Annotated in this window: 10 protein-coding genes, 1 pseudogene and 1 riboswitch; of the genes and pseudogenes, 6 read left to right on the forward strand and 5 right to left on the reverse strand. The window is 68.6% G+C overall.

Annotated elements, in window-relative coordinates; genetic code table 11:
- Nucleotides 1-78 precede the first annotated feature (78 nt).
- A complete protein-coding gene (locus tag C9424_RS15900) occupies nt 79-651 on the forward strand; it encodes a low molecular weight protein-tyrosine-phosphatase (protein ID WP_237563497.1) in 573 nt (190 codons plus the stop codon).
- A complete protein-coding gene (gene pabB, locus C9424_RS15905; protein WP_116767875.1) occupies nt 648-2,738 on the forward strand; it encodes an aminodeoxychorismate synthase component I in 2,091 nt (696 codons plus the stop codon). The genes C9424_RS15900 and pabB overlap by 4 nt, the downstream gene beginning before the upstream one ends.
- Nucleotides 2,739-2,835: 97 nt before the next feature.
- On the opposite strand, the gene cls is transcribed toward pabB, so the two are convergent.
- Nucleotides 2,836-4,311, reverse strand: coding sequence for a cardiolipin synthase (cls, locus tag C9424_RS15910; protein ID WP_442862049.1), 1,476 nt, complete (start codon nt 4,309-4,311; stop codon nt 2,836-2,838).
- Nucleotides 4,312-4,404: 93 nt separating this feature from the next.
- Between cls and C9424_RS15915 the strand changes: the two genes are divergently transcribed.
- Nucleotides 4,405-5,373 carry an aminodeoxychorismate lyase gene (locus tag C9424_RS15915; protein ID WP_116767876.1) on the forward strand — a complete coding sequence of 323 codons (969 nt, stop codon included), beginning with the start codon at nt 4,405-4,407 and terminating at the stop codon, nt 5,371-5,373.
- A gap of 431 nt (nt 5,374-5,804) precedes the next feature.
- On the opposite strand, the pseudogene C9424_RS21945 reads toward C9424_RS15915, so the two are convergent.
- Both C9424_RS21945 and C9424_RS15925 read right to left on the reverse strand, forming a co-directional pair.
- Nucleotides 5,805-6,644: pseudogene (locus tag C9424_RS21945) on the reverse strand (glycosyltransferase); the annotation flags it as partial.
- Nucleotides 6,631-7,587, reverse strand: coding sequence for a hypothetical protein (locus C9424_RS15925; RefSeq protein WP_116767878.1), 957 nt, complete (start codon nt 7,585-7,587; stop codon nt 6,631-6,633). The pseudogene C9424_RS21945 and the gene C9424_RS15925, both read right to left, overlap by 14 nt.
- Nucleotides 7,588-7,956: 369 nt before the next feature.
- A riboswitch (SAM riboswitch) is annotated at nt 7,957-8,071 on the forward strand.
- Nucleotides 8,072-8,170: 99 nt separating this feature from the next.
- Between C9424_RS15925 and C9424_RS15930 the strand changes: the two genes are divergently transcribed.
- Genes C9424_RS15930 through C9424_RS15940 form a run of 3 tightly spaced genes read left to right on the forward strand, consistent with a single transcriptional unit; the run spans nt 8,171 to nt 10,035 of the window.
- Entirely contained in the window at nt 8,171-8,419 is a 249-nt protein-coding gene (locus tag C9424_RS15930) for a DUF1737 domain-containing protein (protein WP_237563499.1), read from the forward strand.
- Complete coding sequence (locus C9424_RS15935; RefSeq protein WP_116767880.1) at nt 8,416-8,826, forward strand: rhodanese-like domain-containing protein; 411 nt, start codon at nt 8,416-8,418, stop codon at nt 8,824-8,826. The genes C9424_RS15930 and C9424_RS15935 overlap by 4 nt, the downstream gene beginning before the upstream one ends.
- Nucleotides 8,827-10,035 carry an O-succinylhomoserine sulfhydrylase gene (locus tag C9424_RS15940; protein WP_116767881.1) on the forward strand — a complete coding sequence of 403 codons (1,209 nt, stop codon included), beginning with the start codon at nt 8,827-8,829 and terminating at the stop codon, nt 10,033-10,035. It begins immediately after the preceding gene.
- Here the strand turns inward: C9424_RS15940 and C9424_RS15945 are convergent.
- Both C9424_RS15945 and C9424_RS15950 read right to left on the reverse strand, forming a co-directional pair.
- The gene (locus tag C9424_RS15945) at nt 10,032-11,219 is read right to left on the reverse strand and encodes a glutamate--cysteine ligase 2 (RefSeq protein WP_116767882.1); all 1,188 of its coding nucleotides are present in this window, start codon (nt 11,217-11,219) and stop codon (nt 10,032-10,034) included. The genes C9424_RS15940 and C9424_RS15945 overlap by 4 nt on opposite strands.
- A 119-nt stretch (nt 11,220-11,338) precedes the next feature.
- Nucleotides 11,339-12,862 (reverse strand): UDP-N-acetylglucosamine 1-carboxyvinyltransferase, encoded by a 1,524-nt coding sequence (locus C9424_RS15950; protein ID WP_091254494.1) that lies wholly within the window; start codon nt 12,860-12,862, stop codon nt 11,339-11,341.
- Between the last annotated feature and the right edge of the window lie 125 nt (nt 12,863-12,987).

Consider the following 12,987-nt stretch of genomic DNA (forward strand, 5'->3'; position numbering starts at 1 on the left):
CGATAAGTAATTGACATTGTTTGTAACACGGCGGAGGTCTCTGCTAGCCAAGAGGGCCGGGATCGTTCATGCTTAGCTATGACCTCAATGCCGAGCCAGTACCGGATCATCGCGGTATGCACCGGAAACATCTGCCGGTCCCCGATGGCAGAGCTCATGCTGGCGGAGGCATTCCGTGCCGAGCGCCTCACCCGGGCGGTGGTCGATTCGGCAGGAACCACCGCGTATGAGGCCGGCCGGCCCATCGATCCCCGGGCCGCGCGCAAACTCACCTCCCAGAACATAGCCTCGGACCGCCACATGGCGCGCGAATGGCGCCCTGAATGGTTCGTCAGCCGCGAGCTGATCCTGGCCCTCGACGTCGACCACTACGGCTGGCTCCGGCAGGCGGCACCGGACCGCGAGTCGCTGGCCAAAATCCGCATGCTGCGCAGCTTCGACCCCGCGGTGGCGGACAAGGACCCGCTGGAGCAGGGCATCGAGGACCCGTGGTACGGCGGCCACACCGACTTCGACACCACCTGGAACCTCATCCGGGCCTCCGTTCCGGGGATCGTGGAGCACGTCCGCACCGAGCTTCAGCGCCGGGACGGGCACCATCACGGCAGTGATCAACCCAATGCAGAGCAGCGGGTACGCTCTATTTCATGAGCCCCGCACCCGTCATCATCGCAATCGACGGGCGGTCCGGCTCCGGCAAGACCACCCTGGCCATCGAGCTGGCGGCGCGCCTCCGGGAACACCACAAAGTCTCGCTCTTCCACCTGGAGGACATCTACCCCGGCTGGAACGGGCTGGCGGCCGGCATTGAACGTTACGTCACTACAGTGCTGTCGCCCTTGCGTCGCGGGGAGGCCGCGGAGTGGGTCAGCTGGGACTGGGAGCGGCACTACGACGGCGAAGTCCGCACCACGCGCCCGGCCGAAATTGTCCTGGTGGAGGGCGTCGGCGCCGGCGCCGCAGCGGCGCGCCCGCTGCTGGACGCGGTGATCTGGGCCGATTCTTCCGACTCCGACCGCCGGGCCCGGGCGCTGGCCCGGGACGGCGAGACCTATGAACCGTTCTGGGACCAGTGGTCAGCCCAGGAAGATCAGTGGCTGGCGGCTGACGACGTCCCGGCCCGCGCCGATGTGCACGTGCTGAACCGTGCGGACGGCGCCGCCCCCGACGACGTCCTGCAGGCCCTTCAATACCTTCCGGCCGTCGCGCCCGCGCTGCTGCCCGAACTCGCCATCCGACGCGCCCTGCAGTTGCGGGCTGAACGGATCGACACCGAGCCTGACGCCGCGCAACTGTTCGATGCGCTCTTCGGCGGCTCAGCCAACGCCGTGTGGCTCGACTCCTCGCTGGATCCGGCGGGCCTCGCCCCGGAGGCTGCGGAACGGAGCCGCTTCAGCATCCTGGCCGACGACGGCGGCCGCTTCGGCCAGGCGGTCCGGCACAGTTCCGGCCTGACCCGCGTCAGCGCGGGCCAGGCCACGGCGACCACCGACGGCCCGTTCTTCCGCTGGCTCGACGGCGTCTGGGGTCGCCGGGCGCTCCGCGCCCCCGAAGACTATCCGTGCGGGTTCACCCTGGGCTGGCTCGGGTACCTGGGCTACGAACTCAAGCGCGAAACCGGCGGCACCGACGTCGCGTCCCCCACCCCGGACGCCTGCCTGATCTTCGCCGGCCGCGCCGTCGTCCTGGACCATGCCGAGGGCACGGCCTGGCTGCTGGCCCTGGACACGCCCGACGCCGTCGACTGGCTGACGACCGCCCGCGGGGCCGTGGCCGCCGCAGCGGCGCCCGGTTCCGGAGTGTCCGGCTCCGGTGGATCCGCGGCACTTCGTTCGACCGTGCCTCAGCTCGCCTCGCCGCAGTTCACCGCCCGAGACGCGGAAGCCGGCTACAAGGCCAAGGTCGCCGAGGCCCAGCGGGAGATCGCGGAAGGCAATACCTACGAGGTCTGCCTGACCACCGCGCTCACCGCGGCCACATCCGCGGTCCCGCACCGCGTGGGCCCGGACGGCCTGGATCCGTGGCAGACCTATCTGGAGCTGCGGCGCCGCAACCCGGCTCCCTTCGCCAGCTATCTGCGGTTCGACGGCCTCGCCGTGGCGAGCACATCTCCGGAGCGTTTCCTGCAGATTGCCGCGGACGGCAGGATGCGGGCCGAGCCGATCAAGGGGACGCGCGGCCGGGATGCGGACCCGGGTGCGGACGCGGCCCTGCGGCAGGAACTGGAGACTTCGGCGAAGGACCGCGCGGAAAACATCATGATCGTGGACCTGCTGCGCAATGACTTGAGCCACTTCGCCGTCCCCGGTTCGGTGGCCGTCAGCCGGCTGTGCGCGATCGAGAGCTACGCCACGGTGCACCAGATGGTGAGCACCATCGACGCTCAGCTGCGGCCCGGAATGCCGCGGGCCGAGGCTGTCGCCGCCTGCTTCCCTGCCGGTTCGATGACCGGCGCCCCGAAAGTCAGCACCATGGCCATCCTGGACCGGCTGGAGGCCGCCCCGCGCGGCGTGTACTCCGGGGCGATCGGCTATTTCTCCCTAAACGGGGCCGCCGACCTCGCCGTGGCGATCCGGACCCTGGTGGTCCGGGCCCTCGGCGACGGAACGGCGGAACTGAGTCTCGGCGTCGGCGGTGCCGTCACCGCCGATTCGTCCCCGCAGGAGGAATACGAGGAAATCCGGACCAAAGCGTTCGGGATCCTCTCGGCGCTCGGCACCGAGTTTCCCCGAGGCTGAGTTCCACGAGGACCGATTTTCCCCGAAGCTGAGTTCCGCCAGACCTGACGTCCCTGGACGCTGACGGCACCACACAGCAGTTCCATCAACGCCGGCGCTATTGCAGCGTTGCCGTCAGCCTCGACACGTTGTCCACGTATTTGACCTTCATAGGCCGTTTGATCCAGTCCTCCAGCACGAGTTCGTGCGAGATGCTGCGGTAGGTGTCTTCAACCTCACGGATCCGCTGGACGATGTCCTCGCCAAGGAGCATGACGGACACCTCGAGGTTCAGCGAGAAGGAGCGCATGTCCATGTTGCTGGAACCCAGCACGGCAACCTCGTTGTCGATCGTGAAGTGCTTCGCGTGCAGCACGAACGGCGCCTTGTAGAGGAAAATCCGCACCCCTGCCTCGAGCAGGGCCTCGTAGTACGACTGCTGCGCGTGGTGGACCAAAAACTGATCACCCTTTTCCGAGACGAAGAGTTCCACCTCGACGCCGCGCTGCGCCGCCGTCGTCACGGCATAGAGCAGCGAGTCGTCCGGGACGAAGTAGGGGCTGCAGAGGGAGATCTTGTGCTGCGCCGAGTAAATGAGGGTATTGAAGAGCCGCAGGTTGTTCTCGGTGATGAACCCGGGGCCGCTGGGAACCACCTGTGCCGTGATGTTTCCGGGGTGGGACTCCGGCTGGTGCGCCAACTGCGCTTCAAGGGATTCGTCGGTTTCGCTGAGCCAGTCCGTCGCGAAAACCACATTCAGGGTCGTGACAATCGGCCCGCGCAGGCAGGCCATGAGCTCCACCCATTCGCGGCCCACCTTGCGATGCTTGGGATTGTTGTAGGACGGCTCGATCAGGTTCTGGGATCCGGTGAAGGCGATCTCGCCGTCGATCACCATGATCTTGCGGTGGTTGCGAAGATCCGGCCGGCGCCACTGGCCGTGCACCGGGCTGAGCGGCAGCATGGGCCGCCAGCGGATCTTGCTGGCCTTGAGCCGGTCCTTCAGCCTGCGGTAACCCTTGATACGGAGTGTGCCCAGGTGGTCGAACAGGACGCGGACCTCGACACCGCGCTCCGCCGCTTCCTCCATCGCGGTCAACAGATCGTCCGTGACGTGGTCCGAACTCATGATGTAGAACTCAGCGTTGACGAAGGATTTGGCGCCGCGGACCGCCTCCGTCATCGCCTTGATGGAATCGGGGTAGCCGGGCAGCAGCTCCACGCTGTTGCCGTCCACCATCGGCAGCGATCCCAGCGTCTTGTTCAGTTCAGAGGCGGACGCCACCCATTCGGGTCCGCTGTAGCGGCTTTCGACGGCCTGCAGCGCCGATGTCCCCGCCCGGACCCGGGTGTTGACGGCCTCCTGCTGCGCACGGCGGCGGCGGGAAAGCCGGAAGTTGCCGAACAGCAGGAACAAGGCCAGGCCCAGGGTGGGCACAATGAAGATGCCCAGGAGCCAGGCCATCGCGGTGGTGGGCCGCCGGTTCCCGGGGATGATGCCCAGGGCCAGCACCCGGATGGCGAAGTCGACCAGGGTCAGGATCAGGACCGCCCAGGACGGTAAAGTCTCCGCCAGCGGAAATGGCCACAGCACAGGCGAACCCCTCAAGCTTCAGGCCCGCGGAACAGTTCCGGAACGGGCAACGAGCAAATCCTATCCCGGGACCGGCGAGACTAAGCTGTAGCCATGACCTCTCCTGCCACTATGCCCGCGCCCGCGACCGTGCTGGTCTTCCTCGATCCGGCGTTCGAGGGCGGCCGCGTTGCTGACGCATCAAAGCCGCAACTGATGGCCACGGACCTGGGCGCCACCCGCGGCGACGGCGTTTTCGAATCACTGCTGGCCGTGGGCGGCCGGCCCCGCAAGATCCAGGCGCACCTGACCCGGCTGGCCGGCTCTGCCCGCCTGCTGGAGCTGGCTATCCCCGCCGAGGACGCCTGGCGGCGCGCTGTGGAGACCGCCATCGGCGAGTACCGGCGCCAGGATCCTGCCGTGACCGCAGCCGGCGGCACGGACGATGACGAAGTAGTGGTGAAGCTGCTGGTCACCCGCGGGCCGGAGGGCGCCGCCGCACCCACCTGCTGGGTCCAGGCGTCCGCCCCCGGGACGGCGGGCCGCCGGCAGCGCGAGACCGGAATCGACGTCATCCTGCTGGACCGCGGCTACGACAGCGAAGTCGGCGAGCGCGCGCCCTGGCTGCTGCTCGGCGCCAAGACCCTCTCCTACGCCGTGAACATGGCAGCGCTGCGCTACGCCCACGAGCACGGCGCGGACGATGTCATCTTCACATCCGCGGACGGCCGGGTCCTGGAGGGACCGACGTCGACTGTTCTGTTGGCGCACCTGGAAACGACGGACGACGGCGCCGGCGGCGTTCGCACGATCCGGCGGCTCATCACCCCGCAGCTGGACAGCGGCATCCTCCCGGGCACCTCGCAGGGCGCCCTGTTCACGGCCGCCAAGGCTGCCGGCTGGGAGCTGGGCTACGGCCCGTTGGAACCCAAGGACCTGCTGGACGCCGACGCCGTCTGGTTGATCTCCAGCATCCGGCTCCTGGCCCCGGTAAACCACATCGACGGCCAGGAAATCGGCACCCCGGAACTGCGCCGGCAGCTCACGGCCGAGCTCAACGCCCTCTTCGCCACGATCGAATAGCCGGCGGCACGGAGCTCCGCACCGATGGCAGCCAGCACGGCGAACCCCGAGAACACCGCGTAGAGCGGCAGCGCCGGGAGTGCCCACAAGTGACGCAGGTTGCTGATCGGGCCGTCGACGGCAAGTGCGAGAGCCCCGGCGCAGGAAACCGCCAGGACGACTGCGCCGCCGAGCCCCCAGGCCTCCGGGTGTGCCCAGATGTCCGGAAGCGGTTCGGCTCCGGGACGGGTTCCGGACAGGAGGTTCGCCGGCGCGAGGCAGGCCAGCGCGAGCACGCCGGCGGTCCGGACCGCTGGCAGGATGATGGCGGCAACCGTGATGGCCGCCAGGCAGTCGCCCATCGGACGCCGACGGAGGTCACCAACGGCTGACTTGTGGATCCCCAGGCACTGAAGCAGCGACCGTTCGCGCGCCACCCGCCGCCTCCACAGCTCACCGACGCACACCGGGTGTTGGCCCGTGATGACGGCCCGCGGGGCGAATCCCACCCGGTAGCCTGCGCTTCGCACCCGCCAGCCCAACTCAAGCTGCGCGGCACCGGTGTCCTCCCTGAAGCCGCCGATCTCCGTCAGGACGTCACGCCGCACCGCGCCCATACCTGCCGCGAAGACGGGCAGGAAACCGGAGGCCGCTTGCGCCCGCCGGGCCATCCCGCCGCAGCCGCGGCCTATCAGGTCTACAATCCGCGCGGCAGGACCGGCAGTGAGGGTCCGTTCGCCGCCCCACACGGCACCGACTCCGTCGGGACCGCCACTCCCGGCGTCGAAGGCTTGCAGCATCCGGTCCACGGTCCGCCGGGTGAGGACGGCGTCCGCGGGAAGGAACATGAGCACCTCCCCCGCGGCCCGGCCCAAGCCCAGGTTCAGTGCCGCCCCGTATCCCGCCGCCGCGGCGGGCGACCTTCCCGCAAACACAATCCGTCCGTCCTCGGCGGCGAACCCCGCCATGAGCTCCGGGGTGTCGTCCGTGGAGCCGGCATCCACCAGGATCAGCTCGTACCGCTCATACCGGCTCCCCTGGACTGACCGGATGCAGTCCGCCAGAAGCCCGCCCCCATTGTGCGCCGCCACAATGATGGACACGGTGGGCCACTGCTGCCAGAGAGTGGGCGCGTGGCGGCGCCGACGCCGCGCGGACCGCACCTCAAAAGAGACGGCCAACGCCAGGACAACAGCCGCCATCACCGCCGCCGCAAGGACGGGCAATCCGATGAACACCCAGACGAGTTCCTGTGCCGGGCCGACCGGCACCGGCGCCTCACCCCAGGGCATCGGCGGGAATCGCCGGGCACCGCCGGAAGGACGCCGGGTTGAATGCCGGGAGCATGAACGTTGCCAGGACGGCGTCGAGCAGTTCGGGCGCCCACGTGCTGTTCGCCCCGAGTGTCGGGCAGACGCCCAGCACCACGGGGGTTCCGTCCGCGCGGCGGCGGATCTGGACCTGGACCGGGCCGGTCAGCCCGAGCGTGCGGACGGCGGCCAGGCCCAGCTTCCGCACATCGTTGGCCTCGGCCGCCGGCACCCTGCGGCTGACTTCGTCGCTGCCGGCCCGACCGTACGGGGTTTTTGTCTTTTCGAGGACCACGGCCACCGGCGCCATCGCGTTGCGGGGCGGCGTGCCGAACACCAGGGCCACGTAGTCGGCGCCCGGGATGAATTCCTGGACCAGCTGCCCGGCCGGCAGGTTCTTCCAGCTGACGGAGCCGGTCCCGGCCAGGAGGTGGACGGCGTGGGTGCCTTTGAAGGTTCGCGGCTTGACGACGACGGGACCGTTGAGGCCGGCCAGGGACGCCGGCGCGGCGGCGAGGTCGCCCGGAACCCCGAAACGCGGGACGGGAATGCCGGCTGCCTGCAACGCCCATGCGGTGAACAGGTGGTCGTTGGCGAGGGCCACCGCGGCAGGGTCGCCGACGATGATCCGCACGTCCCGGCCGAATCCGGCGCGGGCCGCAGCCAGGACCGGGAGTTCCACGGTGAGGGTCGGAATGATGACGTTGATAGCTTCCCGGTCCACCAGCCTGCGCAGGTCCAGGACCATGTCCGGGTCCGTCGCCGGCAGGAGCCTGACTGCCGCTGCGGCGGTGGCGTCCTCGCCCAGCCGGGTGACGTCGCGGGCGTCGGAGCCGAGGCACGGGATGCCGCGGGCGGCGAGCTGGGCCGCGACGGCCCGGCCGGCGGCGCCTGCAATGCCGGTAACCAGTATGCGCGGGCCCACGGTTGCTCCATTCCGCCGTCACCCGCCGGGCCGCGGCTGCGGCTCCGGCGGTTCCGGCCACCGATTCAGACAAAAATTGAGGGACAGACAACTGCACGCAGAAATAACTTGATCCACAGAAAACGTGGGACGGGCCGACGCGTCAGTCCGATCCCCTCAGTAGACTGCGCAAACTCGCGGCGGACACGAGTGGGCAGTACCCGAAACTGGAGCCCGCTACTACTCGGCTTGGCGCCGCACCCGGTTCTCACCCCGCAACTCTGATTTCTCAGTCCGCCGCGTGTGTCACCCCGCGGAGGCGCGGTCCGGTTACGGAACATGACGACGGCGGCGGTGCGGGCCGGCGTCGTAAGTGTTACGTTTTTGGGGAGTAATGAGAACCGGTGCCAAGCCCTGACTGGCCGGTCGGCAACCCTCCCTTTCGCGGCGGGGTGCCTCAGGTGAATACTCGGCATATCGACCATTCGAGCTGCAAGCGTGAAAGAGGAGATCCGTCGTGCCCGACACATCCATACCCGCTGTACCCGGTACAGCAGCCGCCCCCGGCACAGCCCCCGCCGCAGCTCCCGCCGGCGAGGACAAACTGGCCTACCGCCTGTTCACCGGCGCCGACGACCGCGCCTTCTGTGAGCGCGTGTCGGCCGCCCTGGCCGAGGGCTATGTCCTGCACGGAAGCCCCGCCGCCACCTTCAACGGCAGCACGGTGATCGTGGCGCAGGCCCTGGTCCTGCCAGCCGCAATTGCGAGCGCCGACGCCGCCGTGGCCAACGCCGTGGATGAACTCGACAGTGACGAGTTTGGTGCCGAAGACGCCTTCGAGGGCCACGCATGAGCTACGCCGGAGACCTCAGCCCGCACGAGGCGTGGGCCAAACTGGAGGCCGGCGCCATCCTGGTGGACGTCCGGACCGAGGGCGAATGGGCCCACATCGGCATCCCGGATACGAAGGCCACGGACAACGATCCTCTCTTCATCCAGTGGACCCTCGCCGGCGGGGTGCCCAACCCGCACTTCGTGGAACAGCTCCAGCGCCAGGCGCCCGAGGACACCGCCGTCGAGCTCGTGTTCCTGTGCCGCTCCGGCGCCCGGTCGATTGCCGCCGCGACAGCCGCGACGCAGGCCGGCTACACCTCGTACAACGTCCTTGAGGGCTTCGAAGGCGAGACCGACCGCTTTGGCGACCGCACCGTCAACGGCTGGAAGAACCGCGGCCTGCCCACCAACCTCGGAAAGATTTAAGTGACTTTCAATCCCGACGCCGCCGGATGGGCGGCCGACACCCAGGCCGTCCGCGGAGGCCTTGACCGTACAGGCTTCCAGGAAACCGCCGAGCCGATCTTCCTCAACTCAGGATTCGTCTACGAGTCTGCGGCCGCCGCCGAGCGCGCCTTCACCGGGGAGGACGAGCGCTTCGTCTACTCCCGCTACGGCAACCCGTCCGTCGCAACCTTCCAGGAGCGGCTGCGGTTGCTCGAGGGCACCGAGGCATGTTTTGCGACGGCGTCCGGCATGTCGGCCGTCTTCACCGCCCTAGGCGCGCTGCTGGGGGCCGGCGACCGGGTGGTCGCCGCCCGCTCGCTGTTTGGCTCGTGCTTTGTGATCCTCAACGAGATCCTGCCGCGCTGGGGCGTCGAGACCGTGTTCGTGGACGGCCCGGACCTGGAACAGTGGAAGTCTGCGCTGTCCGAGCCGACGACGGCGGTCTTCTTCGAATCGCCGTCGAACCCGATGCAGGAGATCGTGGACATCGCCGCCGTGAGCGCGCTGGCCCACGCGGCCGGCGCCACGGTGGTGGTCGACAACGTCTTCGCCACCCCGCTGCTGCAGCGCTGCGGAGACCTCGGGGCCGACGTGATCGTCTACTCCGGCACCAAGCACATCGATGGACAGGGACGCGTGCTCGGCGGGGCAATCCTGGGCACCAAAGAATTCATCGACGGGCCCGTCAAGCAGCTCATGCGGCACACCGGACCGTCGCTCTCCGCGTTCAACGCCTGGGTCCTGACCAAGGGCCTGGAGACGATGGCCCTGCGCGTCAACCATTCCTCCGCCTCCGCCCTGCGGCTGGCCGGCTGGCTTGAGCAGCAGCCCGCGGTCAGCTGGGTCAAGTACCCGCTGCTGCCCTCCCACCCGCAGTACGATCTCGCGGCGAAGCAGATGAAGGCCGGCGGCACCGTGCTCACGCTGGAACTCTCGCCGTCCCCGGGCCGCACCGCCAAGGAGGCCGCCTTCGCGCTCCTGGATGCGCTGAGGATCATCGACATCTCCAACAACCTCGGCGATTCGAAGTCACTCATCACGCACCCGGCCACCACGACACACCGCGCCATGGGCCCGGAAGGCCGCGCGGCAATCGGGCTCAGCGACGGCGTGGTGCGGCTTTCAGTCGGCTTGGAGGACGTCGACGACCTCATCCGCGACCTCGGCCAGGCGCTCAAGCAGGTCTAGCCCCGGCGCACCCGGCCCAGGGATGGCTCCTGCCCGGCCGGCTCTCCGGCGGCGTCCCCTTGCGTCGTCACTTCGACGGCCCGTTCGACGACGGCGGCCAGCCCGCCGGCCCGGAACGGCTCCCGCTGCAGCTGCGATCCCGTGCCCTCCGCCAGGATCCGCTCGACGCCCGCGCGCACCAGGTCCAGCTCGCCCTGTTCCTCAAGGACCGGGGCAACGAAGTCCACGAGTGCCCGGACGACGTCGGCGGCCGGGGCAGGGGTGAAAGTTCCAAAGTCCAGGAGCTGCCCGCGCAGTCCGCAGTTGCTGGCCTGCCATGCGGCCATCCGCAGCAGTAACGTGGGTACCGGGGCGGGCTCGACGCCGTCGTTCCATTCCCGCGACGCCGATTCCACGAGGGCGCGCACCAGCACGGCGATCAGCGCCGCATCCTCGGCCCGCAGGCAGACATCGGCGACCCTGACCTCCACGGTGGGATGCAGCCGGGCCAGCCGGGCATCGAAATAGATCATCCCTTCATCCATCAGGACATTGCTTTCCACCAGCCGGGTCACCAGCCGCCGGTAGACGGGCAGGCTGCCGAAGATCATCGTGGGGCCCGAGCCCGGCCAGCGGTTCCAGGCCTGGGTGCGGTAGCTTTCGAACCCTGTCTCTGCGCCGTTCCAGTACGGGGAATTCGCGCTGAGGGCGATCAGGACGGCAAGCTTGTCGCGGATCCGGTCCATCACGGCCACGCCCTCCTCCGGCGATTCCACAAAGGTGTGGACGTGGAGGCCGCAGGTCAGCTGGTTCCGGACCGTGAGCCCGAAGCGTTCCTGCATGGTCATGTACCGCTGATTCGGGGTGAGGTGCGTGGCGGCGCCTTGGGGCGAGGTGGCCAAGGCCGCCACTCGGCCGCCGTGCACGCGGGCGGCCTGGTCCGCCAAGGCCCGGCCCTGGCTGAGCTGCCGAAGAAGTTCCCTATAGTCCAGGCACGGCCGGGTCTGGGTCTCAATTTGTTCGAGCTTGAGCTCGTAGCTGAAGTCGGCGCCGCCCTCGTGGACCGGTTGCTGCCCCGGGAGAACCTGGGCGGCGTCCTGCTTCGGCGGGAGCAGGCTGGCCAGCATGAGGTCGGCGAGGGCAAGCAGCCGGCCCGATTCCGGGTCGACTATCAGCAGTTCTTCCTCCACGCCGAAGGTGCGCATAAATCTATTGTGCGTCAGGAACCGCCGACACGCCCCACACGAACGCCGGGTCACTTCGCGCCCACCCCCCCTGCGGACGGGCGCGATCAGACCTCGCGTTGCTTGGGATCAGTCTGGGATCAGTCTTGGAAATACTCGATCTTCGCGCCGATGGTGTTGAGCCGTTCGGCCAGATCCTCGTAGCCGCGCTCAATGACGTAGATGTTCCGCAGTTCCGAGACGCCGCGGGCCGCGAGCATGGCCAGCAGCAGGCAGGCCGCGGGGCGCAGGGCCGGCGGGCAGCCCACCTCGGCGGCACGCCACTTGGTGGGCCCGTTGACGTAGATCCGGTGCGGGTCGAGCAGCTGCACCTGGGCGCCCAGCTTGTTCAGCTCGGTCAGGTAGATGGCCCGGTTCTCGTAGACCCAGTCGTGGATCATCGTCTGGCCGTGGGCGTTGGCCGCGATCACGGCGAAGAAGGGCAGGTTGTCGATGTTCAGGCCCGGGAAGGGCATGGGGTGGATCTTGTCTTCCGGCGCCCGCAGTTCCGAAGGCTTGGTGGTGACGTCCACCAGGCGGGTGCGGCCATTGCGGGCAAAGTACTCCCCGGACACTTCGAGCCGCTGGCCCATCTGTTCCAGGGTCGCCAGCTCGATTTCCATGAACTCGATCGGGACGCGGCGGATGGTGACTTCCGAGTTCGTCACGATGCCGGCGGTGATGAGGCTCATCGCCTCGATCGGGTCCTCGGAGGGGAAGTATTCGATATCGACGTCGATCGACGGGCGGCCGGTGATCTTCAACGTGGTGGTGCCGACGCCGTCGATCTCCACCCCGAGCATCTGCAGGTAGAAGCAGAGGTCCTGCACCATGTAGTTGGGGCTGGCGTTGCGGATGATGGTGGTGCCGCGGCGGTGCGCGGCGGCCATGATGGCGTTCTCGGTGACGGTGTCACCGCGTTCGCTGAGCACGAAGGAGCGGTCGTGGCTGTCCGACGGCGGTGCCTGGACCGCGTAGAACCCGGACTTCGCGTCCACGCTAAGCCCGAACTGGCTTAGCGCCTGCATGTGCGGCTGCACGGTGCGGGTGCCGAGGTCGCAGCCGCCGGCGTAGGGCAGCCGGTAGGTGTCGGCCTCGTCCAGCAGCGGGCCCAGGAGCATGATGACGCTGCGGGTCCGGCGGGCCGCCTCCACATCCATGGATGCGAGGTCCAGGACAGCGGGGCGGCGGATCTGGAGGTCGTTCGCGTTGAGCCAGGTGCATTCGACGCCGATGCTGGTCAGCACCTCGACGATCCGGTTGACTTCCTCGATCCGGGCCAGCCGGCGCAGGGTGGTGGTGCCGCGGTTGATGAGGCTGGCGCACAAAAGGGCGACGCCGGCGTTCTTGCTGCTGTTGACGTCCACCGCGCCGGAAAGCGTGCGACCGCCCTCGACCCGGAGGTGGGTCATCTGGGGCCGGCCCACTTTGACGATGCTGTGCCCGACGATCGTCTCCAGCCGCTGGATCATCTTCAGGCTCAGGTTCTGCTTGCCCTGCTCCATCCGGGCGATGGCGCTCTGGCTGGTGCCGAGCTCGGCCGCGAGTTGTCCCTGCGTCCAGCCCTTGTCCCCGCGGGCCTCGCGGAGCAGGAGGCCGACATGTTCAGCAGTCTGTTGAGTCATGTCCCGAAAATATCACGCATGATCTACCGCACCCGGTATTTGCCGCCGGAATGGCGCCAATCTCACATGCATACCCGCATCATGCGATAACCGGAGCGGCGGCGGCGTGACAAGCGACAGCGCGC

The sequence above is a fragment of the Arthrobacter sp. H-02-3 genome (assembly GCF_003097355.1).
Lineage (GTDB): Bacteria > Actinomycetota > Actinomycetes > Actinomycetales > Micrococcaceae > Arthrobacter > Arthrobacter humicola.

Coding starts and splice junctions, on each gene's coding strand:
- C9424_RS15935 (WP_116767880.1), top strand. CDS start 8,416: ATGAGCTACGCCGGAGACCTCAGCCCGCACGAGGCGTGGGCCAAACTG.
- pabB (WP_116767875.1), top strand. CDS start 648: ATGAGCCCCGCACCCGTCATCATCGCAATCGACGGGCGGTCCGGCTCC.
- C9424_RS15950 (WP_091254494.1), bottom strand. CDS start 12,862: ATGACTCAACAGACTGCTGAACATGTCGGCCTCCTGCTCCGCGAGGCC.
- C9424_RS15945 (WP_116767882.1), bottom strand. CDS start 11,219: ATGCGCACCTTCGGCGTGGAGGAAGAACTGCTGATAGTCGACCCGGAA.
- C9424_RS15900 (WP_237563497.1), top strand. CDS start 79: ATGACCTCAATGCCGAGCCAGTACCGGATCATCGCGGTATGCACCGGA.
- C9424_RS15915 (WP_116767876.1), top strand. CDS start 4,405: ATGACCTCTCCTGCCACTATGCCCGCGCCCGCGACCGTGCTGGTCTTC.